12 protein-coding genes are annotated in these 23,980 nt (G+C 71.2%); all 12 read right to left on the bottom strand.

The window, feature by feature from the left end:
- Positions 1-31: 31 nt before the first annotated feature.
- The gene (locus ASE15_RS10165; protein WP_056763138.1) at positions 32-616 is read right to left on the bottom strand and encodes a hypothetical protein; all 585 of its coding nucleotides are present in this window, start codon (positions 614-616) and stop codon (positions 32-34) included.
- A gap of 196 nt (positions 617-812) precedes the next feature.
- Positions 813-1,544 carry an ABC transporter permease gene (locus ASE15_RS10160; protein WP_056650029.1) on the bottom strand — a complete coding sequence of 244 codons (732 nt, stop codon included), beginning with the start codon at positions 1,542-1,544 and terminating at the stop codon, positions 813-815.
- A gap of 95 nt (positions 1,545-1,639) precedes the next feature.
- Positions 1,640-2,416 (bottom strand): ABC transporter ATP-binding protein, encoded by a 777-nt coding sequence (locus ASE15_RS10155; RefSeq protein ID WP_056649720.1) that lies wholly within the window; start codon positions 2,414-2,416, stop codon positions 1,640-1,642.
- Positions 2,403-3,056, bottom strand: coding sequence for a TetR family transcriptional regulator (locus tag ASE15_RS10150; RefSeq protein WP_082618359.1), 654 nt, complete (start codon positions 3,054-3,056; stop codon positions 2,403-2,405). The genes ASE15_RS10155 and ASE15_RS10150 overlap by 14 nt, the downstream gene beginning before the upstream one ends.
- A gap of 225 nt (positions 3,057-3,281) precedes the next feature.
- Positions 3,282-5,246 (bottom strand): Ig-like domain-containing protein, encoded by a 1,965-nt coding sequence (locus ASE15_RS10145; RefSeq protein ID WP_056763135.1) that lies wholly within the window; start codon positions 5,244-5,246, stop codon positions 3,282-3,284.
- 89 nt (positions 5,247-5,335) lie between these two features.
- Entirely contained in the window at positions 5,336-7,612 is a 2,277-nt protein-coding gene (locus ASE15_RS10140) for a glycoside hydrolase family 127 protein (RefSeq protein ID WP_056763133.1), read from the bottom strand.
- A gap of 170 nt (positions 7,613-7,782) precedes the next feature.
- Positions 7,783-10,578: an immunoglobulin-like domain-containing protein gene (locus ASE15_RS10135; protein ID WP_162259128.1), complete on the bottom strand. Its 2,796-nt coding sequence runs from the start codon at positions 10,576-10,578 to the stop codon at positions 7,783-7,785.
- Between the two features lie 165 nt (positions 10,579-10,743).
- The gene (locus tag ASE15_RS21490) at positions 10,744-15,621 is read right to left on the bottom strand and encodes a family 43 glycosylhydrolase (RefSeq protein WP_082618357.1); all 4,878 of its coding nucleotides are present in this window, start codon (positions 15,619-15,621) and stop codon (positions 10,744-10,746) included.
- A gap of 334 nt (positions 15,622-15,955) precedes the next feature.
- A complete protein-coding gene (locus tag ASE15_RS10125; RefSeq protein WP_157257536.1) occupies positions 15,956-19,855 on the bottom strand; it encodes an alpha-L-arabinofuranosidase C-terminal domain-containing protein in 3,900 nt (1,299 codons plus the stop codon).
- Between the two features lie 261 nt (positions 19,856-20,116).
- Complete coding sequence (locus ASE15_RS10120; RefSeq protein WP_231907654.1) at positions 20,117-21,226, bottom strand: sugar ABC transporter permease YjfF; 1,110 nt, start codon at positions 21,224-21,226, stop codon at positions 20,117-20,119.
- Positions 21,223-22,365, bottom strand: a complete 1,143-nt coding sequence (locus ASE15_RS10115; RefSeq protein ID WP_082608803.1) for an ABC transporter permease — start codon at positions 22,363-22,365, stop codon at positions 21,223-21,225. The genes ASE15_RS10120 and ASE15_RS10115 overlap by 4 nt, the downstream gene beginning before the upstream one ends.
- Positions 22,362-23,900 carry a sugar ABC transporter ATP-binding protein gene (locus ASE15_RS10110; RefSeq protein ID WP_056649702.1) on the bottom strand — a complete coding sequence of 513 codons (1,539 nt, stop codon included), beginning with the start codon at positions 23,898-23,900 and terminating at the stop codon, positions 22,362-22,364. The genes ASE15_RS10115 and ASE15_RS10110 overlap by 4 nt, the downstream gene beginning before the upstream one ends.
- Positions 23,901-23,980 lie beyond the last annotated feature (80 nt).

Raw genomic sequence — 23,980 nt, 5'->3', positions numbered from 1 at the left:
CCGCGAGGGCACGCAGGCCCGACGACGTCGCTCAGCTCGCGCGGGTCCGGCGCCGTCTCAGGGCCGCGCCTCCCGCGACGAGGCCACCGGCGATCGCCAGGGTGCCCACGACCGTGACGCCCGTGGAGGCCAGCGGGCCGGGAACCGTGCCGGGGGTCCCGCCCTCGGCCGTCGTGCCGTTGCCCGTGGTCGTCCCTCCGCCCGTTCCGCCGCCGTCCGTGCCGCCGACGGCGCTGCGGACGTCGAACGACGCCGACCGGACCGAGGCTCCGCTCACGGGGTCGGTCACCACGACGTAGTGGGGGCCCGGGACCGTCGAGAGCGGGACGGTCGTGACGAGCTCGATGGTCCCGTCGGCGCGCGCCGTCACGGTCCCGAGGAACGTGGGCGTCGAGTGGAGGTGCACGTCGTACGTCACGAAGGGCACGAATCCCCGGCCCCGGACCACGAGCGTCCCGCCCGGGACGGGGTTCTCCGCGACCGCGTCGACCGCAGAGAGCGTGGTGATCCCCGTGATGCCGACCTGGAGGCTCACGCCCTCCGGTCCGTGGTCCCCGACCGGGACCGGCGGGGAGGCGACCGCGGGAAGCCCTCCGAGGACGATCCCGCCTGCCACGACCAGTCCTGCCACAGCCCCTGCGAACGTGCGGGCTCCAGCCCGCGGGTCCACGATCCGCACTTGCGCACTCCCTTGTCGCCTCGCGCCCCCGAGCGCGCCCATCCTCCCACGTCCTGGGGCCCCTGCGGGCGCCTCAGCGGGTGAGATTCGGCGAACCGTGGTACAGGGCAGCGCCGAGGCCTCCCGGCCAGGCCTACGCGGTCCGGCGCCTCAGCGTGAGCGTCCCCAGGACGATCGCGCCCAGGATGAACCCGACGATGACCGCGACGGCACCGCGGACGTCGGCGAACCCGCCGCCCGCAGCCACGTCCTGGAGCGCCGAGACGCCGTACGTCAGGGGCAGGACACGACTGATGGCCTCGAGCACCGCGGGCATCTCGTCCCGCGGCATGAGCAGGCCGCACGTGATGAGCTGCGGGAACAGGATCACGGGCATGAGCTGCACGGCCTGGAACTCCGAGCGGGCGAGCGCCGAGGCCGCGAGCCCCAGGCACGACCCGAGGATCGCGTCGAGCACCGCGACGAGCACCACGAGGCCCACGGGCCCCGCGACGTCCATGCCGCACACCCACACCGCGAACGCCACCACGACCAGGGCCTGCACGGTCGCGAGGAGCGCGAACGCGAGCGCGTACCCACCCACGAAGTCGCCCTTGCCGAGCGGCATGGTCATGAGGCGCTCGAGCGTCCCCGACTGCCGTTCGCGCAGCGTCGTGACGCTCGTGACGAGGAACATGATGATCATGGGGAACAGCCCCACGAGGATGGGGCCGAACTGGTCCAGGACGGGCGTCCCGTCGAACATCCAGGCGATGAGCCCGAGCAGCACGCACGGCAGCACGACGAGCAGCGCGATGGTGCGCGGGTCGTTGCGGATCTGCCGCAGGACCCGGCCCGCGGTCGCGAGGGTCAGGCCCGGGCTCAGGGCACGGGGTGCGTGCTGCACCGGCGCAGCGCGCTCGCCCTCTCGCCTCGACGTGCCCGTCGCGAGCGTCGCCGCTTCCCGTGCGTCGGGCGCGCTCATGACGCCTCCCCTCCGAGGTGACGCGGACTCCTGGCGGCCGCTGCGCCGTCGGGCACGGGGGTCTCCTCCACCAGGCGCAGGAACGCGTGCTCGACGTCGTGGGCGCCCGTGCGCTCGAGCAGGCCCGGCAGGGTGTCGTCCGCGAGCAGGCGACCGTCGCGCAGCAGGAGGAGCCGGTCGCAGCGCGTCGCCTCGTCCATGACGTGCGACGACACGAGCAGCGAGGTCCCGGCGTCACGCAGGCGCGCGAACAGGTCCCACAGGTCGCGGCGCAGCACGGGGTCGAGCCCGACGGTCGGCTCGTCGAGCACGAGCAGCTGCGGGTCTCCGAGCAGCGCGGCCGCCAGCGAGACACGCGAGCGCTCACCGCCCGAGAGCGTGCCGACCCGGCGCCGGGCGTGCCGCGCGAGGTCCACGGCGTCGGTCACGCGCGCGACGTCGCGCGGACCCACGCCCAGGATCGTCGCGAAGTAGCGCAGGTTCTCGGTCACGCTGAGGTCCGCGTAGACGCTGGGCGACTGGGTCACGTACCCGACCCGGCGCCGCAGCACGGGGTCGCCGGCCGCGCGGCCCAGGACCTCGACCTCGCCGCCCGTGATCTGCTGGACCCCGACGAGCGCGCGCATGAGCGTGGTCTTGCCGCTGCCGCTCGGCCCGAGCAGGCCGACGATCTGACGGTCGGGAACCGTGAGGTCGAGCCCGTGCAGGACCGTGGTCCCGCCGCGGTCGACGCGGAGGCTGCGGACGCTGATGACCGGGTCAGTATTCCCCATGTGAGGAATTCTGCTCCTCGGGAGGTCCCGGCGCAAGACCCTCGTCCACGCCCTCGAGATACCGCTGGATCGTCGGGGCGATCGACTGCACCAGCTCGTCGGGGGACATCGACGCCACCGGCTCGAGGTGCAGGAGGTGCCGGGCGACCAGCACCCCGAGCACCTGGCTCGCGACCAGCCCCACGCGCCGCGCCGCGACCTCGCGCGGCAGGAGCGCGGCGACCTGGTCGAACACCGTCCGCTGGAGATAGCGCGGCAGCTCCTGCACGTGCCCGTCGGCCGACAGCAGCCCGGACAGCACGAGCCGGAGCTGGACCTGCCCGTCGGGCGCGTCCCAGACCGCGAGCACGGTCCGCGCGAGCCGCTCCCCCAGGCCCTCGATCCCGCCCTCGGCGAACCGGCCCGCGAGCGCCTGCGGGTCGGCCCCTGCGGGGACGAGCGAGGCTGCGAAGAGCTCGCCCTTGCCGTCGAAGTAGTGCCGGATCAGGCCGGGGTCCACCCCGGCCGCGCGTGCCACGCCGCGCATGCTCACGGCGTCGTAGCCCTTGGCGGCGAACTCCTCGCGCGCCGCGGCCACGATCGACGCCCGGGTGTCCTCGCCCGCGGGCCGTCGGCCCCGCCGCACCGCACCAGCACTCATGCCTCGATTCTGCCCGACGGCGGAGCGCACCCGCGCTCCCGGGTGCGCTGCGGCGTCGGGCGGGAGAGGACGACGACGCCCGGCCCGCCGCGACGCAAGGAGACGTCGCGGCGGGCCGGGCGTGGCCCCGGTGCACCGGCCGGCCAGAGCACGGCCCGGGGCAGCCGCGGGACGAGACAGCACCGCCTCGCCCCGCGGCGGTCATCAGGTCGTCGGGTCAGCCGGTCACCCGCAGTCGAGGGCCGCGTACGGCGCCTCGAACGTCGCGGAGGTGCCGTCGTCACCACCCGTGCTCGCGGTGATCGTGACGACCCCGGCGTCGACCGAGCCCGCTCGCGTCGCGAACGACTGCGACGCCGACTTGCCCGGCTCCACGCCCACGAACGACTTGGACCCGAACGCCGAGGTGACCTTGACGTCGACCGGCACGTCCTCACCGTTCACCGCACGCACCGACACGGCGACCTTGCCCGCGACACACTTCGCCGTGGCCGAGACCTCGACCGCGAGGTCGGGGTCGGGCTCGCCCAGGGCGGGCAGCTCGATCCGCTGTCGGACCTCCTGGTTGCCCGCGGCGTCGGTCGCAGCGAACTCGATGACCTGCGGCTCCTCGGTCAGGGCACGCGTGAACGGCTCCTGGTAGGTGCCCCAGAACGTGCCCGGCCCCTCCCACTGGATCCGGTCCACGCCCGACCCGGCGTCCGTGGCGGTGAGCGTCACCTCGACGCTCGACCCGAGGTTCTTGACCGTGGCGACCGTGACCGGCGCGGTCGCGTCGACCTTGAGCTCGCGCGTCGCCTCGCCCACGTTGCCCGACGCGTCGGTCGCGCGGGCCGCGACCGTGCGCACCCCGTCCGTGTCGACCGTGACCGGACCCGTGTACGCGGCCCAGGCACCGCCGTCGACCGAGACCTCGACCGCGGGGGCCGGGTCGCGGTTGTCGCTCGCCGCGACCGTCACCCGCACGGGCTCGACGTACCAGCCCGAGGTCGCCGGCCCCGGCTCGACCGACAGGAAGACCGTGGGTGCGATGGTGTCCTCGGCATCGTCCGGGGCCACGACGAACACGGTCGCCTCGGCCGGCAGGTCGGTCCCCTCGACGTCCCCCTCCACGAAGAAGAGCCCGCCCGCCTCGGCGTACTGCGACGGCTCGACGGCGTCCCACTCGACTCCCGTGCGGCTGTCGCGCGAGCCGTCCTCGAACGCGGCCGTGACGCTCGACGGCAAGGTCGGCGCGGTGCCCGCGAGCGTCACGACGCTCACGTAGTCGACCTCGGTCACGTCGCCGGGCTCGCCGTCGCGCACGTAGACCGTGCCCTGGACGGGCTCGACGATCCCCTCGGCCACCCCCGTGACGCCGAAGCTGCCCTTCTCGGCGACCTGCTCGGCCGTGACGTCGGCCCAGTCGACAGCGACGGACGCGACGCGCCCGTCCTCGTAGATCGCGTCGACGTCCTCGGGCAGGTCCGGCAGCTCGCCCACGAGCGTGGGGACGTGCACGGGCGAGACGTCGATGGGCGCGTTGGGGTCGACCGGCTCGGGCTCCTCGGTGCCGCCCGTGCCCCACAGCTCCCACTCGGTGACCCCGACGGCCGAGTACGTCGCGACCGTGGCTCCCTTGAGCGCGTTGAACGTCGCCCTCACCTTGGTCGTGGTCACGGGCTCGAAGGTCGTCTCGTTCGGCGCGAGGCGCGCCGTCCCGTAGGTGCTGGGGTTGACGACGTCCTTGTACGTCGAGGTCGCCTCGTCCCAGTACTGGATCTTCCACGACCCCGGGACCCGGACGTTGTCGCCGTTGGCCCCCTCGCCGTCCGACCAGAACGACAGGACCGAGCGGTCGACCCGGACGGGTGCCTCCCACGCGTACTCGAGCCACTGCGTCGCGGGGCGGTTGCCGTCCCACGTGGCCCACGCCTTGTCGTACGAGCCGGTGTGCGCGACCTCTCCGTCGTTGACCGCGTCGATCGCGTGCCAGCTCGCTGTGTAGCTCGCCTCGGGAGTGCCGAGGAGGGCCACGTTGGCCGGAGCCTCCGCGGCGGCCGTCACGGCCGGGAGGGAGGAGCCCACCGCGGCGACCGCGATCCCTGCGCCGCCCAGCGCCCCGGCCCCCACGAGCACGCCCGCGAGCGTCGCCGCCGTCCACCGTCGCGGACGGGAGAACCCGGCCGCCCCTCGTCCTGCTCGTGCCATGACCGTCCCTCGTCCCGGGGCCCGCAGGCCCGTTGCGTCGTGCCTGTGCGTGGTGTCCGGCGCCGCGTCGCGGCGCCCCTCGTGGGCGCTCACGCGATCTTCGCCTTGCCTGCCGCGACCAGGACCTTCTGGCTGTCGCGGCGCGTCAGCAGGCCCTCGGCCACGAAGGTCTCGGCCGTGCGCTGGACCGTCGCGAGGAACGCCGCACGGTCCGCGAAAGAGCCCTCGGCCCAGACGACGTCGAGGAACGACGTACCGTTCGCGCGGCGCGCGTTGGCCACGCCCGAGTCGGTGCCCGCGAACACGATCCTGGGCTCGGAGCGCTCGAAGTACATGTGGTACAGCGCGCTGCCGCCCGAGTACGCCGGCTCGAAGGTCAGGTCGCCGAGCTGGAACACGTTGTCCCCGAGCGCCTTGGCCGCGGTGTCCAGGCTCCCGTCGAGCCGCATGCTGGCGTACAGCGAGAGCTTGAGGAACTTCGTGGCCGCGCTGCGGGCCAGCAGGACCACCGGTCCGTAGTGCAGGGCCTGGATCGCCGGGTTGTCGATCGTGGGCTCGACGCGCAGGGAGAGCGGCATCGAGATCTCGACGCGGTCGCCGCTCGTCCACGTGCGGCTCACCGTGACGTAGGTGCCGGGCGTGGCCGCGAGGTCCTGCGCCTCACCGTTGACCTTCACGGTGAACCCGCGCTGGATCCAGCGCGGGACCCGCAGCCGCAGGTCGAGCGGACCCGAGCCGTTGACCACGAGCGTGCTCGCCCCGACCTTGGGGTACTCGGTCTGCTGCACGATCTCGAAGCCCTGCTCGGACCAGTCGAGCGTCGAGGCGACGTAGAGGTTGACGTGCAGCACGGGGTTGCCGGGGGCGTCCTCGGCCGACCGGAAGTAGATCGAGTCGCGGTACTTGACGTGGTTCTCGAGGCCCGTGCCCCCGCAGCACGTGCCCGTGTTGTCGTACTCGCGGCGCGCCCCGGGGTGGACCGGGTACATGTACGTGACCTCGGGGCTCGTCGAGGACTCGGCGTTCTTGCGCGAGCCCAGGATGTGGTTGAGCACCCCGGTCTCGTAGTAGTCCATGTACTTCGGGTCGAGCGTGTGGAAGTAGAGCAGGCGCGAGACCTTGAGCATGTTGTACGTCGCGCAGGTCTCGGCGTTGCGCGTGCCGATGTCCCCCGCGACGGTGTTCGCGGGGCCCCACAGCTCGCCCTCGCCGTTGCCGCCGTGCGCGTAGGTGCGCCCCGGGACGACCATGCCCCAGAAGTTCTTCACGGCGTCGAAGTACTTCTGCTCGTGCGTGTGCGAGTAGACCTTGAGGTAGCCCGGGAACTGCGGGATGTGCTGGTTGGCGTGCTTGCCGTTGAGCGTGTCGGTGCCTGCGGCCGAGGCGTTCACGAGCGCGTTGAGGTCGAACAGCTTCGCGGTCGCGAGGAAGTCCTCACGACCGGTGATCTGGTGGAGGTCGGCCATGACCTCGTTCATGCCGCCGTACTCGCCCGCGATGTAGATGGCCCACATGCGCTCGAGCTGGTCCGCGGGGAGCTTGCTCAGGCGGCTGTGGACCCACTCGCCCATCGACGTGACGATCTCGAGCGCCTGGGCCGAGCCCGTGAGGTGGTAGGCCTCGAGCAGTCCGGCCATGATCTTGTGGCACGTGTAGTACGGCGCCCAGATCTCGCCGTACGGCGCGTACTTCTCGAGCTGGCTGAACTGCCACTCGCCGTACGCGGCGAGGAAGCCCGGGTGGCTGTAGCGGCCCGTGGCCGCGAGCGCGGCCTGGACCTCGCCCAGCCCCGCGACGATCGCGTCGACCTTGTCCTTGAAGACGGCCTCGCCCGTGCTCCCGTAGGCGAGCGCGACCATCGACAGGAAGTGGCCAGCGTAGTGACCGCGCAGCAGGTTCGCGGTCTGGGTGTTCGCGCGGCCCGGGTAGTCGTCAGGACCCCAGGCGTCCTCGTTGGCGTGCCCGAACCCCTCCCACCCGCCGGGGGCGTTGGCCCCCTTGGTGTCGAGCCCTGCGGTCCGACGGAAGACCGCGAGGATCCGGTCGACCGGGTAGGCCCGGGCGAGGTTGAGCGCCTGGTCCTGCGCCCGCGTGAAGACGCTCGGCTCGAGCGTGACCTGCGACATCGAGAACGGCTGTGCCGTCCATCCGTCGAGGGCGACGCTGCGGTCGAGCGACTGCAGGAAGCGCCGGCTGACCGGCGGGGCGGGGTTGACGAACGGTGCCGGTGCGGCGACGGCTGGTGCCGCGACCGCGAGGTTCCCTCCTGCTCCGGCAAGGGTCGCAGCACCGGCTGCGGCCCCGAACGTCAGCGCGCCGAGCCGTAGGACGGATCGGCGCGAGTAGGTCGAGTCGTGCTCTGACATGTCGTGTCACTCCTCATCGAGTTTCGATTCTTCGAGCTGGTGGTGCTGCAGGACCCGACCGCCGGTGGCATCGAGCAGACGACGGGCGCAGGAGGGAAACCTCGCCCACTGCCGGTCAGGCCCTGTCCGGGCCGGGCGGGGGCACGTCGCCCCCGCCCGGCCCGGAAGTGCTAGCCGCAGTCGAGGGCCGCGTACGGCGCCTCGAACGTGGCGGTGACGGGCGAGGCACCCGTCGTGCTCGCGGTGATCGTGACGACCCCGGCCTCGACCGAGCCCGCACGCGTCGCGAACGACTGCGACGCCGACCTGCCCGGCTCCACGCCCACGAACGACTTGGACCCGAACGCCGAGCCGACCTTGACGTCGACCGGCACGTCCTCACCGTTCACCGCACGCACCGACACGGCGACCTTGCCCGCCACGCACTTCGCCATGGCCGAGACCTCGACCGCGAGGTCGGGCTCGGGCTCGGGGTCGACGGGGGCCGTCACGGTGACCGTGGCGGTGGCCCGCGTCGTGATCGACGGGCCGAACGACCCGCTGACCGCGAACGTGCCGGCCTGCGCCCAGGACGCGGGGTCGACCGCGTCCCACGTGACCGCGAGGTCCTTGGTCGCACCGTCGCCGTACGTCGCGGCGACCGTGGCCGGCAGCACGGGCGCGGTGCCCGCGGCCGTCGTGACCGTGACGGGGGCGGCCGAGGCCACGAACGCGTCGGGCTGGTAGTGCGCGAGCAGGCGGTCGTACTCGGCCTGCGTGACCGGGAGCACCGTGCCGTGGCGAGGGCTCACGGGCAGCGTCGCGGGCTCGGACTTGGTCCAGACCCCCGAGTCGAGGTCCGTCGACTCGAACGGGACGTAGCCCTTGCCGCCGTGGTAGCTGGGCTGATCCATGAAGACGTACCACTTCTCCTCGGTGTTGGACTTGAAGACCGTGGGTCCCTCGCCCGCCGTGAAGGTGCCGCCGTAGCCGTTGGGCTGCCCCACGCCGATGTTCTCGGTGATGAGGTCCCAGCTCGTGGCGCGCAGATCCGTGGACTTCTCGCTCCGGACCGTCATGTACTTCTCGTCCTTGATGAAGCGGTAGTACGTGTCGCCCACCTTGGTCACCGAGGCGTCGATGATGCCGAGGCCCGTGCCGCGCTTGTTGTCGACCCAGATCCGCGGCTCGCTGAAGGTCACGAAGTCACGCGTCGTGGCGTACATCATGCGCTGGTAGCTCGTGGCGATCTTGCGGTCGCTGCTGTCGGTCGTCGGGTAGAGGGCCGAGGCCCAGTACACGACGTACTCGCCCGCGGCCTCGTCGTAGAACGCCTCGGGGGCCCAGGTGTTGCCCGCGTAGTCGCTCGAGACCTTGACCATGCGCTGGTCGGACCAGCTCACGAGGTCGGTCGACTCCCAGACCATGAGGCTCAGCGAGCCGCGCTCCTGCGCGTTGCCGAAGTTGTTGCCGCCGTAGATCTTGAGGTCGGTCGCGACGAGGAAGAACTTGTCGCCCTCGGGCGAGCGGATGACGAACGGGTCGCGCAGACCCTTCTCCCCCAGGCCCGAGCGCAGGACGGTCTTGTCGTCGTTCAGCTCCTGCCACTTGAGCGGGTCGTTGCCCTGGCTCGCGGCGAAGTAGATCTCCTCGCCGTCGGCCGTGCTCTCGCCCTTGAAGTAGGGGAAGAAGTACGCCGCGGGCTCCTGGGCCTCGGGGGCCCGGCGGACCGTCGCGGTGCGGGGCTGGGTCGAGGTCGCGGTGCCCTTGGTCGCGGTGACCGTGAGGGTCACCTCGGTGTCGCCCGCCCCGTGCGCGGGGCGGTGCACCACTCCCGTGTCGCTCACGGTGCCGGGCGCCGAGGACGTCCACGTCAGGGTCGAGCCCTGCGCACCCTTGGTCGGGAGCGTGAGGTTGCCACGGACGTCGGCGATGTTGGTCACGACGGCGTGCTGCGCGTCCCAGGCGGCCGCCTGGGCGTCGTCGAGCGCCGGGGGGACGACCACGGTGAAGGTCCGCGGGAGCGTCACGGCGCCGCGCGTGACCGAGGCCGTCAGGGTCACGCTCGCGGCCGGCCGCCCGGCGGCGGGCTGGGTGACCTTGCCCGACGACGTCACGACGTCCGCGTGCGAGGTCGCCCACGCGATGGTCGAGCCCTGCGCGCCCGTGACCGGGAGCGTGAGGTTGCTCGTGACGGCGCTCGTGTCGCCCAGGTCGAGGGCGGCGGCGTCGGCTCCCGCGGCCGCTGCCGAGGTCTTCTGCGCGAGGGCCGCGACGTCGTTCGCGGGCAGCGCCCGGTCGTAGACGCGGAAGTCGCGGACCTGACCCTTGAGGTATTTGTCGCCCGAGTAGAGCGAGCGGCCGATGTAGTTGGCGGTCGTCGTCCCGGCGCCGATCGAGGCGGGGGTCGTGGTGACCGCGGTGTTCTGCGCGACCTGGACGCCGTCCTCGTAGAGGGTCCCGGTCGTGCCGGTCTGCGTGTAGGTCAGGTGCTTCCAGACCCCGCGCGCGAGGTTGGTGCCCTTGGTCGTGTTCTGCTCGGTCGACCAGTTGCCGGACGCGATACCGGTCCGGTAGGCGTTGCCCGTGGTGAACAGGTAGCCGTTGCCGTTCGAGCCGCTCGTGTTGCCCATGCCCCAGATGAAGTAGGGCGTGGCCTGGGCCGTGTCGACCAGGACGTCGAGGTCGACCGTGACCGAGGTCAGGTTCTTGAGCAGGCTGTCGGGGAGCCGGACGTGGTCGTCGGCCCCGTCGAGCGTGATGCCGTTCGCGCTGCGCGCGGCCCCGTTGACGGTGGCGGCCCCGAAGGTCGAGTCCGGCGCCGAGTTCGCGGCCGACGTGCCGCTCGCCTCGTCGAGCTTGTACCAGGCGACCAGCCCGGCCTCGGGCAGGACGGGATCGGCGGCTGCCACAGCGGTGGTCGTCAGCCCGGTGGTCAGGGCGACGGCGACGCTCGCTGCAACGAGACGTCCCCTGGTTCTTCTCACGATGTGCTCCTTCGGTTCGTGGTGCGGGCGATGCGGGTCGTGCGGGCAGGGCGGGTGGTGCGGGCAGGGCGGGCGCCGTCGGCGCCCTGACCGAGAAGTGAGCAGACGCCCCTGATCGGCCCTCAGGAGGGGCACCTGCTCACTTCTCGGCGGGGGCCAGGTGGGTCAGCCGCAGCTGGTCGCTGCGTAGGTTACGTCGTAGGCCGTGGTGACCGGGGCGCCGTCGAGCACGGCCTGGGCCGTGACCGTGACCTTCCCGGCCGCGAGCGTCACCGCGCGGGCCGAGAACGTCTGCGACGCGAGCTTGCCCGGCGCGACCTGGAGGAAGGTCTTGGTCCCGAGCGGCGTGGTGACGACCACGTCGACGGGCACCTCCTCGGTGTTCCGCACGAGCACCGTGAGCGCGGCCTTGCCGGCCACGCACTTGGGCGCGACCGTGACGTCGACCTCGACCTGGGCGGGCTCGGTCACATCGAGCGGCGGCACGCTCTCGAGCGTCGGGACGACCTTCTGGATGAGGCCGTCCTCACCGAACGTGAGCCGGTCGATGGTCGTCTCGCGGTGGTTCCCGTCGCCGCCGGGGATCGCGAAGCGGTGGTAGGCGATGTACCACTCGTCGGTCCCGGGGACCTGGACGATCGAGCTGTGCCCGGTCCCGAGGATGCCCTGGGACACGTCCTTCTCGAGGATCACGCCGCGGTAGGTCCACGGCCCGTCGATGCTCGTCGACGTCGCGTACCCGACCCGGTAGTTCTCCGAGCCCGTGTCGTCGATCGAGTAGGTCAGGTGGTAGGTCCCCTCGCGGTAGTTGAGGAACAGGCCCTCGCGGAAGTTCGTCAGACCACCGAACTTCGTGATGGTGTCCTGCTTGACCGAGACCATGTCGTCGTTCAGCTCGGCGTACAGCGGCGCGTTGCTGCCGTTGCCCCAGAACAGGTAGAACGTGCCGGTCTGCGGGTCCTCGAACGCCGCCGGGTCGATCGCCTGCCCCGTCGTGACGGCCTCCCCGTTGGTGATCATGGCCGTCGGCTGCGCGGTGAAGGGCCCCTCGGGGCTGTCCGCGACCGCGACACCGATCGTCTTGCGGTTGTAGGTCGGGTTGTGCCCCGAGAAGTAGAAGTAGTACTTCCCGTCGCGCTCGATGATGGTCGGCGCCCACGCGTTGCCCGTGGCCCACGGGACGTCGCCCGCTGCGCCGTCGAGCGTGAGGAACGGCTCGGCCGAGCGCTCCCAGCTCGCGAGGTCGGTCGACTTCCACACGTAGAAGTCCTTGCCGCCCCAGCCGGGCGTGCCGTCCGTGGTCGCGTAGATGTAGTACACGCCGTCGAAGACCGCGATGTTCGGGTCCGCGTACAGGCCGGGCAGGACCGGGCTCCGCATCTCCTTGGCCTGGACGGTCCACGTGCGCGCGGCCCCGTCGGGGCCCGTCACGGTGTAGGTCACGGGCTGCGTGAGGTCCTGGACCGAGCCGTTGGCGGGTGTCACGGTCGCACGGTCGGACACGACCAGGCGAGGTGCGAGCGCGGAGCGGTCCGTGCCGGGCACCACCGGGAGCGTGACCGTGCTGGACCCGCCGTCGACGATCGCGGCGACCTTGAGCTCGGCGAGCTCGGCTCCCGTGACGGCCGAGTGGTCCTGACCGAGGTCCTTGACCTCGTCGGCGCTCAGGGCGTGGTCGTAGACGCGGAAGTCGCGGACGTCGCCCTTGAGGTACTTGTCGCCCGAGTAGAGCGAGCGGCCGATGTAGTTCGCGGCCGTGGTGCCGTTACCGATCGACCCGGGGGTCGTGGTCACGTTGGTGTTCCGCGCGACCTGGATCCCGTCCTCGTAGAGGGTGCCGGTGGTGCCCGACTGCGTGTACGTCAGGTGCTTCCACACGCCGCGGGCGAGGTTCGAGCCCTTGGTCGTGTTCTGCTCGGTCGTGTAGTTCCCCGAGGCGATGGCCGTGCGGTACGCGTCCCCCGTCGTGAAGAGGTAGCCGTTGCCGCTCGACCCGCTCGTGTTGCCCAGGCCGTAGATGAAGTAGGGCGTGGACTGGGCGGTGTCGATGCGCACGTCGAGCGAGACGGTGATCTCCGTCAGGCCCTTGAGCACGTCGTCGGGCAGCTTGACGTGGTCGTCGACCCCGTCGAGGCGCACGCCGTCCGTGCCGTTGCGGGCGGCCCCGCCCACGACGGTCGCGGGACCGACGGCGCTGCTCGGCGCCGAGTTCACGGCCTGCGTGCCGCTCGTCTCGTCCAGGCGGTACTGGACCACCAGGCCCGGGATCTCCTTCGTCACGTCGATCGTGACGGTCGCGGTGCGCGACCCGTCCGCGGTCGTGGCGGTCACGGTCGTGCTGCCCGCCGCGACGCCGCGCACGGTGCCCGCGGAGGGCCCGTTGGAGACGACGGTCGCGACCGACGGGTCGGCGCTCGTCCAGGTGATGGTGCGGGCCGTGGCGTTGGCGGGGGTCACGGTCGCGGTGAGCGAGCGTGCCGATCCGACCGTGACCTGCGTCGAGGTGGGCGAGACCACCAGGCCCGTGACGGGGACGTCGCCCTCGACCACGGTCACGACGGCCTTGGCACGCACGCTCACGCCGGCGCCGAGCGAGCCCGTGACCTCGAAGGTCCCGGCCTGCGCGTAGCTCGCGGGGTCGATCGCGTCCCACGTGACGGCGGTCTGGGTGGTCGTGCCGGCCGCGGTGCGCGTGGCGACCGTGGCCGGCAGGACCGGCGCGTCACCGACGCTCACGACGGCCGCGACGTCCTCGGCCGACTCGACGAACGCGTCGGGCTGGTAGCCCTTGAGCAGCGCGTCGTACTCGGTCTGCGTCACGGGCAGGACCGTGCCGTGGCGCGGGCGTGAGGGCATCTCGTAGCCCGTGGACATCTTCCACTCGTCGGCGTTCAGGTCGGTCGTCTCAAAGGGCACGTAGCCGCGGCCGCCGAACTCGTCGATGAACAGGTACCACTTCTCCTCGGTGTTCGACTTGAAGATGGTCGGGCCCTCGCCCTGGTTGATGCCGCCGCCGAGCGAGTTGGCCTTGCCGATGCAGTCGGTGATGAAGTCGTAGCTCAGCGAGCGCAGCTCGCTCGCCTTCTCGCCCAGCACGAACTTGGAGCACGGCGTCGTGGACGTGTTGTTCCGCTCGTCCTTGGTGAAGCGGTAGAACTCGCCGTCGTGCTCGATCACGGTCGAGTCGATGACCGAGTAGCCCGGGTCGACCCACACCTGCGGCTCGGTGAACGTGTAGAAGTCGCGGGTCGTGGTGTACATCATGCGGTTGTACGTGTTGGCCGTGTGGCCCGGGTCGTCCTCCTCGTAGAGCTTGGAGGCCCAGAACACGACGTAGGCGCCGATCGTCGTGTCGTAGTAGGCCTCGGGGGCCCAGGTGTTGCCCGCGGTCTCCGGGGAGACCTGGACGAGGCGCTGGTCGGTCCAGTTCACCAGGTCGGTCGACTCCCAGACCATGATCGACTTGGATCCCGTGCGCTGGGACGCGTCCCAGTTGCCGTTGCCGTGGATCTTGAGGTCGGTCGCGATCTGGTAGAACTTGTCGCCCTCGGGCGAGCGGATGACGAACGGGTCGCGCAGGCCCGTCTCCCCCAGGCTCGACGTCAGCACGGGCTGGTTGTCGTTGAGGTTGCGGTACTTGAGCGGGTCGTTGCCCTTGCTCAGGCCGAAGTAGACCTGCTCACCGGTCGCGTAGCCCTCACCGATGAAGTAGGAGAACAGGTAGCCCGCGAAGTCCTGCTGCTCGGGGAGCGCGGGGACCGTCGCGGCGAACGCGCGCGTGGCCGTGGCCTGCCCCTTGCTCACGGTCGCGGTCAGCGTGACCGTCTGGTCGGCCTGGCCGTGCGCGGGGCGCGTGACCTCGCCCGACGGCGTGACGACCGTGGGGGCCGTGGTCGCCCAGGTGACCGTGGTGCCCTCTGCTCCCGTGGTCGGCAGCGTGAGGTTGCCGCGGACGTCGTCGAGGTTCTTGACCTCGAGCGCGGCGACCGCGGCGTCGACGACGCCCTGGTCGCCCGTGCCGGGCACCACGGTGACGTCGAACGTCCTGGTGGCGCTCTGGCCGCGCAGCGAGAGCGTCGCGGTCAGGGTCGCGGTGTGCGCCTGACCGACGGGCTGGGTGATGACGCCCGACGACGTCACGACGCTCGCGTCCGACGTCGCCCAGGTGACGGTCGAGCCGCCCGTGCCCTTCGCGGGCAGCGTGAGGTTCTTGGCCACGGCGCTCGTGTCCCCGAGGGACAGGGCGCTGACGTCGGCGGAGAGCGACGCCGCGGCGTTCGCGGTGCTGAGGTCGGCGACCTCAGCGGCCGTGAGCGCGCGGTCGTAGAGGCGGAAGTCCTTGATGCGCCCCTTGAAGAGGTTGTCGGCCGCATAGGCGGACTTGCCGAGGTAGTTGGCGGTCGTCTTCCCGTTGCCGATCGAGCCCGGCGTGTGGGTCACGGCCGTGTTGACGCCGACCTGCGCGCCGTCCTCGTAGAGGCGCCCCGTGCCGGCGCCCTGCGTGTAGGTGACGGTCTTCCAGACGCCACGCGCGAGGGCCGCGGACGGCGACTTGGCCGTGTTCTGCTCGGCACCCCACGCGGCGTTCGAGACGGACGCGCGGTAGTTCGCGTTGCCCGAGGAGAAGAGGTAGCCGCTGCCCGACTGCGGTGAGCCCACGGCCGTGTTGCCCAGGTTGTAGAAGAAGTAGTTGCCGCTCAGCGACGAGTCGATCCACACGTCGGCGCTGACCGTCACGGCCGAGTATCCGGCCAGGAGGTCGTCGGGGAGGTCCACGTAGCTCGAGCCGCCGAACGTGAGCCCCTGCCCGTCGGTCCAGTCTCCGCCGCCGACGAGCGTGCCGTCACGGCCCGAGCCCGAGGCGTCGTGGGCGACCGTGCCGCTCAGCTCGTCGAGCTTGTACCAGAGCTTCAGGCCGTCGGCCGTGGGGGTGGGGGCCTCTGTGGCACTCGTCTCGGTGGCGGCCGGCACCGCCGGGGCGAGCGCCGTCGTCGGGCGTGCGGGGGCCGGGTTCAGGGCCGCTGCCGGTCCTGCCAAGGCCATCGGGGCGAGCAGAGCGATGCTCAGCGCGCCCCCGAGGGCGCCTCTCGCCCCGCGGGGGGCCCTCCGTCGGGCCGAGGGCGCGGTCTGCGCCGGGTCGTGTCGGGTGGTCATGTGGTTCGTGGCCTCTCGCCGTCTCGTCGTTGAGCGCCCCCTGCTGGGGACCGTCGGGCCGGTCGTGCCGGCCCGACGGTCCCCCGCGTCCTTGTGGTGCGGGTGGTGCGGGTGGTGCAGGTGCTGCAGGTCGTGCTCGTGCTGTCACCGGCCCGGGTGGACCGGAGGGGTCACGCCGGGGCCGCGAGGTGGTCCCGCGACCCCGGCGGAGCTGGTGCGGTCGTCAGCCGCAGGTCGTGGCCGGGTACTCGACGTCGAACGTGGTCGAGCGGGCCCCCGGCCCCGTGCCGATCGTGCCCACGACCGTCGCGGTCCCCGCAGGGACCGAGACCGCGCGCGAGCTGAACGACTGCGACGCGCTCTTGCCGGGTGCGACCGACGCGAACGTCTTGGTCCCGAACGGCGTCGTGAACGCGACGGTCACGGCTTCGTCCTCGCCGTTGACCGCACGCACCGAGAGGTTCGCGCGGCCCGCGACGCACTGCGCCTTGGCCGTGACCGCGAGGTCCACGGGCTCGGCCTCGGTGCCGGCCGCCTGCAGGCGCAGGAACGTGACCGAGTAGGCCGGGAACGTGTAGTCGAACGCGTTGGACGCCCCGTCCCAGGTCCGCTCGACGGGCACGATCACCCGCGGGTTCGCCTTGGTGTTGGTGTCCGTGGGCGCGCCGACCATCTCGGTGACCGTGGCCTGGGCCGCGATCTCCTGGCCCGCGACCGTCACGGCCGTGTCCGCCGCGGTCGCGGTCGGGTTGACGACCTTGACCACGAGGTCGCCGGACTCCTCGTCGCGCGTGACGACCTGGTAGAGCGACTTCGCGGCGGGCTGCTCGTACGAGATCTGGAGCTGGCCGTCCAGGTAGAGCTCGATGGTGCTGCCCTGGACCACGACCTTGACCTTGTAGCCCTGGCCCGTCTCGACGCTCTTGTTCTCGACCGCGGCGATCTCGGCGGCGCTGCCGCCGTCGGCCCGCTGGAGGACCGAGCGGGTGTTGTTCCAGCCGCCGATGTTCCACCAGTAGTAGTCGTTCGGGCCGCCCGCGGCGAAGCCCACCAGGAAGCCCTCGGACCCTGCGATCTTGCGGGCGTCGAGCTCGAGCGTGTAGTTCTTCCAGTCCTTGGCGTACGCGCCCGTGACGATCGAGCGCGCGTCCGTCACGGACGTCGAGGACTGCGTGTAGACGCCGTCCTGCGCGGCCCACGTCCCGGTCACGGGAGACCACTGGGTGGCGTCGTCGAACCCGTCCTGGAACAGGACGTCGCCGCTCGCGTTGTCGGTGACCTTGACGTTGTCGTACGACGCGCTGGTCGACCACGTGGACAGGAAGACGCCCCCGTCCAGAAGACCGGCCGCGTCGCCCGTGCCTGCCGTGTGCACCGACGGGACGACCTCGTCACCCACGTTGTTCGCGAACAGCTCCTGGACGTAGTAGTTGGGCGTGCCCCACGACTCGTCGTTGTCGAACCAGATCGCGTCGGGCGACCACTGCACGTACGACTCGTTGGAGAGCAGCGGCGCGTACGACGCGAGCTCGACGACGTCGGAGTTGCGCTCGAGGCCCGTCATGAAGGCGGCCTCGGACAGCGCGTTGAAGAACGTGTTGCCGCGCGACGCGTACTCGCCGAGGAACACGTGCGGGCCCTCGCGGTCGTAGTCGTCGTAGCGGTCGGCGTTCTCGAGGAACCAGCTCGGGTCGTTGTAGTAGTGCTCGTCGACCAGGTCGACCTCCTGCGCACGGTTGAACTCCCAGAGCTCGTCGAACCGCTGGCCCGTGTCGTCCGGACCCGAGTTCGAGATGATCTGGACGTCGGGGTACGCGGCGCGCACGGCGTCCTTGAACTTCGGGAAGTTCGCCTCGAACGTCTTGGTGTTCTCCTCGTTGCCGAGTCCCAGGTACTTCAGGCCGAACGGCTCGGGGTGGCCGAGCTCGGCGCGCACCGCGCCCCACTCGGTCGTGACGTCACCGTTGGCGAACTCGATGAGGTCGAGCGTGTCCTGGACCCAGCGCTGGATCCGGACGTCGTCCTTCATCTCGGGGATGGTGCTGCCGCAGCCGTTGGCGCCGACCGACAGGACGGGCAGGGGCGTCGCGCCGAGGTCCTCGGCGAACGTGAAGTACTCGTAGTACCCGATCCCGTACGACTGGTTGTAGCCCCAGAAGTTCCAGTTCGTGGCCCGCTCCTCGACCGGCCCGATGGTCTCCTTCCACTGGTACGTGCGCCGACGGTCGGTGCCGTTGCTCTCGAGGTAGGTGTCGAACGTGCCCGCGTTGGTCACGCAGCCGCCCGGGAACCGCAGGAACTGCGGGTTCATGGCGTCGATCTTCTCGGCGAGGTCCTTGCGCAGGTGGGTCTTGCCGTTGACCGGCCCGACCCAGGTGTCCTGCGGCATGAGCGAGACCATGTCGAGGCGCACGGTGCCTGCGGCCCCCGCGAGGACCGCGAGGCGCCCGGCCGAGGTGGTCTCGGTCGCGGTGAGGGTCACCGAGTACTTCTTCCAGGTGTCGGTGCCGGCGACGGTCACCTTCCCGGTCGCGTAGGTGGTCCCCGCCGCGGCGTCCTCCACCTGCACGGTCAGGTCCTGCCCGACGGCGGAGCGCGCCCACACCGTGAAGTCGTACTTCTGGCCCTTCTCGAGGAAGAGGCCCGTGTTGAAGCCCGCGTTGCGCACGCCCGCGCCGGCCGCGGTCGCGTCGAGCCGGAGGTAGTAGCGGTTGCTGTCGTTGAGGCGCTGCGCGTCGGTCACCACCGTCGTGGTAGCGGTGCCGCCGTTGCGGTTGACCCGCTCCCAGGCCGTGAGCCCCGTGAAGGACGAGTTGTCCGACGAGTTGAACTCGAACGAGCGGTTGCGCACGAGTTCGGCATACAGCCCGCCGTCCGCGGCGTAGTTGATGTCCTCGTAGAAGATGCCGTACAGGTCGTCGCTCATCTCGACGGTCTCGCCCGCGGCGTCGATCGCGAGCGTGTGCTCGGCCGACGACAGCGCGGTGAGCGTGAGCCTGACGGCCGCGTCCTCGGCGCCGAGCACCAGGGCTCCGTCTGCGGCGCGCACCCCCGCGAACTCCCCGGCAGCGGCGCCCGGCACGCGCAGCGCGAGCTTGCCGCCGCCCACGTCGGTCAGCCGCACCTGGGCCGGGGCGGCATCGGCGGCCCCGAGCGTGATCCGCCCGTCGCTCGCGACGACCACCGGCAGACCGGTGCCCGCCTGCGCGAGCGTCGCGGCGCCGTCGGGCCCGCCGGCGACCGCCGTGGCCACCAGGCCCAGCGGCGACGCCGGGCGCTGCGCGACGAACGACAGGCCCGTGTCCGTCAGGACGAGGTGCTTGTGGTCGGCCGGGCCGTCGAGCGAGAACGTGCCCGTCGGGACGACGTCCTGGCCCTCGGCCGCGTCGACCGCGACGTAGTCGAACGTCGCGGCGTGCGTCGAGCCGTCCTGCGCCGCGAGGGCGTAGAGACCGACCTGGGTGACGTCGAACGTGACCGTCGTCGAGCCCGCGGGCTTCCAGTCCCCCGCGGTGGCGTCCCAGTAGGACACCGCGAGCGTGTCACCGGTGCGCTGCATGCGCAGCGTCTCGCCCGTCGAGCCCGCACGGTCGGTGAACGACGCGGCCGTGAACTTCCCGCCCGTCTCGTTGTCGAGCTCGATCGCGCGCGCCGAGGGCGACAGGCTGCCCACGTACGTCAGACCTGCACGGACGTAGTTGTCCATGTCCTTCCACGCGATGAGGCCCGCGCCCTGGTAGACCTTGCCGACCGGGGCCGACACCTTGGTCACGACCGTGAAGTCGCCCACGGGGACGTCCACCATGAAGACGTTCTTCGCGGTGTTCGCCTCCTGATAGGTGTCGCCCGTCTGGGACGTCAGGGTCAACGACCCGGGCGTCGTCGCGAGCGACCACGCCGACGGGACCGGGTTGACGACGTCCCAGGCCGAGCCGAGCTCGGCCGTGTCGAACTGGTCGACCCAGGCGCCCGCCGGAAGGACCGGCTCGGTGGCCGCGAAGGCCGCCGGGGTGACCGCGAGGGCGGTCGTCGCCCCCAGCGCGAGGACCGCGACGGAGGCCGCCCACGGTCGTGCCGTCCTGCCGCGGGATGTACTGCGGGCAGGGGAATCAGAGATGATCACAGTGCTCCAACCTTGCTGCAACGAGGAAAGGAGCGATGCCGGGTGCAGCCCGTGCGCTCCATTGCTGTACGGGTCAACCCGGCGGGTGCGCCCTCCCGGTCGTCCGAGCCGGCCCCGGGTACCAGCCGGGACCGGCTCGACCGGGAGGGTGCCACCTCCGGGCCGTTCTCGGTCCGTCTGCCTCGACGGACCGGGCTGTGGTGCCTCGCACGGGTCCGGCTCCAGGCCCGACCCGCGCGAGGCAGTGGTGCTGGACGGGCGCTAGGTGGCGCTGCCGCGTCCCTGACGGAACGTCATGGCCCGCTGCAGCAGGACGAACGCGAGCAGGACCACGCCGATGAAGACCTTGGTCCACCAGGAGTCCAGGCCCTCGCGGGCGATGAGCACCTGGATCAGGCCGTACACGAGCACGCCCGCGACCGACCCCAGGACGAACCCGCCGCCGCCGGTCAGGAGCGCGCCACCGATCACGACCGCCGCGATCGCGTCGAGCTCCATGCCGATGCCCGTGAGGTTGAAGCCCGACTTGGTGTAGAGGGCGAACAGGATGCCCGCGATCCCGGCGCACGTGCCGCTGATCACGTAGACCCACACCTTGGTCGAGCTGCCCTTGAGGCCCATGAGGTTCACGGCCGTGCCGTTGTCGCCCGTGCCCAGCCCGTAGACCGTGCGACCGAAGCGCGTGTAGTGCAGCAGGTAGATCGCGATCAGCAGGACCACGAACGCGATGACCATGCTCAGGTTGATGCTCCAGGCCTCACGGCCCTCGCCGAACTTGATCTTCCACGAGGCCAGGGCCGCGAAGCCCTCGTCCTTGATCGCGAGCGACTGGACGCTCACGACGTTGGCCAGGCCGCGCGCGAGGAACATCGCGGCGAGCGAGGCGATGAAGGGTTGTATGTCGAAGTACTGGACCATCACGCCGATCAGCAGGCCGAACGTCGTGCCGATCAGCACGCCCAGGACCAGGACCACGGGGAGCGGCGCCCCGACGATCAGGAGCTTGGCCACGACCAGGCCCACGAGGGCCACCACGGCACCGACCGACAGGTCGATCCCGCCCGTGATGATCACGAACGTCATGCCGATCGCCAGGACGATCAGGTACGAGTTGTCGACCAGCAGGTTGGAGAAGAGCCGCATGCTCAGGAAGTCGCGGCGGTCGGTGCTGTAGCGCGCCTGGCCCACGATCAGGATGACCGCGAGGGCCACGAGCGTGCCCGTGACGGGCAGGAGCCGGCGGTCCGAGAGCTTGCGGACCACGGGGTTGGTCATGAGGCGCGCGACGAAGCCCGTGTCGTGGCCTCCGCGCGGGCCCTTGCCCTGCTGGGGGTTCTTGGACGCCCGGGGCGCCGTCTGGACGGTGCTCACGCTGCTGCCCCCTTCGCGCTCGTGGTCGCCGTGCCCGCGCCCAGGGTGGGGCGCTTCCTCGGTAGTCGGGACGCGAGGAGCGAACGCAGCCGCTCGGAGGCCGCGATGCACACGATGATCAGCACGAGCGCCTTGAACAGCGGCGTGATCTGCGAGCTGATGTGGAAGATGACCACGGCTCGCTCGAGCGTCGAGAGCAGGAGCGCACCGACCACGACGCCCGCGAGGCTGAACTTGCCGCCGTCGAGCTTGGTGCCGCCCAGGACGACGACCATGATCGCGTCGAGCTCCTTCATGAGGCCGATGTTGTTGGCGTCGGCCGCCATGGTCGGGGCTCCGTAGACGATGCCCGCGAGCCCGGCGAGCAGGCCGCACAGCAGGTAGACGAACCACGTGATGTTGCGCGACTGGACGCCCGCGAGGCGGCTGGCCTCGCGGTTGATGCCGATCGACTCGACCAGCATGCCGAGCGCCGTGCGGCGCACCAGCAGCGCGACCAGGGCGAACACGACCCCGGCGATGACCACGGGGGTCGGGATGCCCAGGATGAAGCCCGAGCCGATCGACTTGAAGGGCGGGCTCGTGGTCGTGGTGATCTGGCCCTTGGTGATGAGCATCGCGATGCCGCGGCCCGCGACCATGAGGATCATGGTCGCGATGAACGGCTGGATGCCCAGGACCGTGACGAGGAAGCCGTTGAACGCACCGATCACCGCGGCGACCAGGAGGCCGATCGCGACCGCGGCGAGCGCCGTGCTGAGCGTGCCCCCCGTGCCGCTCGCGTCGATGTAGGTCAGCGACACCGCGAGCGAGATCGCCATGACGGCGCCGACCGAGAGGTCGATCCCGCCCGTCGCGATCACGAGGCACATGCCGATGCCGAGCAGGAGCGGGGTCGCGCTCGCCCGCATGATGTCGATCAGCTGGCCGAACAGGTGGCCGTCCATGATCGTCACGTCGAGGAAGCCGGGGCTGCGCAGGCCGCACGCGAGGAGCATGACGACCAGGGCGACGACGGGCCAGAACAGGTGGTGGTGCGTGACACGGCGCAGCGCGCCCTGGGCACCCCGCGGTGCGGGGCTGCCGGACACCGGCGGCGACGCCGACGGTGTCGTCGGAGTCGTGGTGGTCGTGCTCATGATGCGCTCCCGCTCGCTGCGATCGTCTCGAGGATCGTGGTGGACGTGACGTCGGGTCCGTTGGTGATCTCGCCGATCTTCTGGCGGTCACGCATGACGACGACGCGCTGGCTCAGGCGCAGCACCTCGTCGAGCTCGGACGAGATGAAGACGACGCCCATCCCGTCGGCGGCCAGCTCGGCGACGAGCCGCTGGATCTCGGCCTTGGCACCCACGTCGATGCCGCGCGTGGGCTCGTCGAGGATGATGAGGCGCGGCGCGGTCGCGAGCCAGCGGGCCAGGAGGACCTTCTGCTGGTTGCCGCCCGACAGGTTCTTGATGAGCATGTTCGGGTTCGCCGGGTAGACGTTGAGCGCCTTCATGTAGCGGTCGACGACCGCGTCCAGCTCCTTGGCCGGGATGGGGCGCCACGGGCCACGGCTCGCCTGCATCGCGAGGGCGATGTTCTCGCGGACCGTGAGGTCCCCGATGATGCCCTCCTTCTTGCGGTCCTCCGAGGAGAACGCGACGCCTCGCTTGATCGAGGTCAGGGGGGCCGCGCTGCGCGTCGTGCCGTCGAACGTCAGCTTCCCGCTGCCCGCCTTGTCGGCGCCGTAGAGCAGGCGGGCGACCTCGGTGCGGCCCGAGCCGAGCAGGCCCGCCACGCCGACGATCTCGCCCGCGTACACGTCGAGGTCGAAGGGCTCGACCGAGCCGTCACGGCCCAGGGCCACGGCCTGGAGCAGGGGGGCCTCGTCGTGCTCGGAGACGACGCGGTGCGCGCGCGCCTCGACGTCCGCGAGGGCCTCGCTCGACCGGCCGATCATCGCGGAGATGAGCTCCATCCGCGGCAGCTCCTTGGTCAGGTGCTCGGAGATGAGGCGGCCGTTGCGCAGGATGGTCAGGCGGTCGGTGATCTCGTAGATCTGGTCGAGGAAGTGCGACACGAAGAGGATCGCGACGCCCTTGTCCCGCAGCGAGCGGATCACGTCGAAGAGCTCGGCGACCTCGGCCTTGTCGAGGCTCGAGGTGGGCTCGTCGAGGATCAGGACCTTCGCGTCGACGACCATGGCCCGCGCGATCGCGCAGAGCTGCTGCACGGCGATCGAGTGGGAGGACAGGGCCGACGAGGGGTCGATGTCCAGGTTGAGGAGGGCGAGGTACTCGCGGGCCTTGCGGCGCGTCGCGGGCCAGTTGATGAAGGGGCCGAACCGGATCTCGTGCCCGAGCATGATGTTCTCGGCGACCGAGAGGTTCGAGCAGAGGTTGACCTCCTGGTACACGGTGCTGATGCCCGCGTCCTGGGAGTCGCGGGTCCGCGTGAACCGGTGCTCGGCACCGGAGACCACGATGCGTCCCGCGTCGATCTGGTAGACCCCCGTGAGGGCCTTGATGAGGGTGGACTTGCCGGCGCCGTTCTCACCCATCAGGGCGTGGACCTCACCGGGGCGGAGGGTGAGATCGACGCCGTCGAGGGCCTTGACGCCCGGGAACTCGATGGTGATCCCGGTCATCTCCACCACGGGCGCCGCGGTGGCGGCGGTCGTCGTTGACATGGTTGTTCTTCCGTCCTGGGGAAGGTGCTGGAGCTCAGGCACCGGCCGGCGGGGACGTGGTGCACGTCCCCGCGCGCGGT

This window comes from Oerskovia sp. Root22, from assembly GCF_001429135.1.
In the GTDB taxonomy this organism is placed as follows: Bacteria; Actinomycetota; Actinomycetes; order Actinomycetales; family Cellulomonadaceae; genus Oerskovia; species Oerskovia enterophila.
Note: the sequence above shows the minus strand (reverse complement) of the source record. Positions and strands in the feature narration are given on the sequence as shown.

Coding starts and splice junctions, on each gene's coding strand:
- ASE15_RS10140 (WP_056763133.1), bottom strand. CDS start 7,612: ATGTCAGAGCACGACTCGACCTACTCGCGCCGATCCGTCCTACGGCTC.
- ASE15_RS10155 (WP_056649720.1), bottom strand. CDS start 2,416: ATGGGGAATACTGACCCGGTCATCAGCGTCCGCAGCCTCCGCGTCGAC.
- ASE15_RS10115 (WP_082608803.1), bottom strand. CDS start 22,365: ATGAGCACGACCACCACGACTCCGACGACACCGTCGGCGTCGCCGCCG.
- ASE15_RS10145 (WP_056763135.1), bottom strand. CDS start 5,246: ATGGCACGAGCAGGACGAGGGGCGGCCGGGTTCTCCCGTCCGCGACGG.
- ASE15_RS10110 (WP_056649702.1), bottom strand. CDS start 23,900: ATGTCAACGACGACCGCCGCCACCGCGGCGCCCGTGGTGGAGATGACC.
- ASE15_RS10150 (WP_082618359.1), bottom strand. CDS start 3,056: ATGAGTGCTGGTGCGGTGCGGCGGGGCCGACGGCCCGCGGGCGAGGAC.
- ASE15_RS21490 (WP_082618357.1), bottom strand. CDS start 15,621: ATGGCCTTGGCAGGACCGGCAGCGGCCCTGAACCCGGCCCCCGCACGC.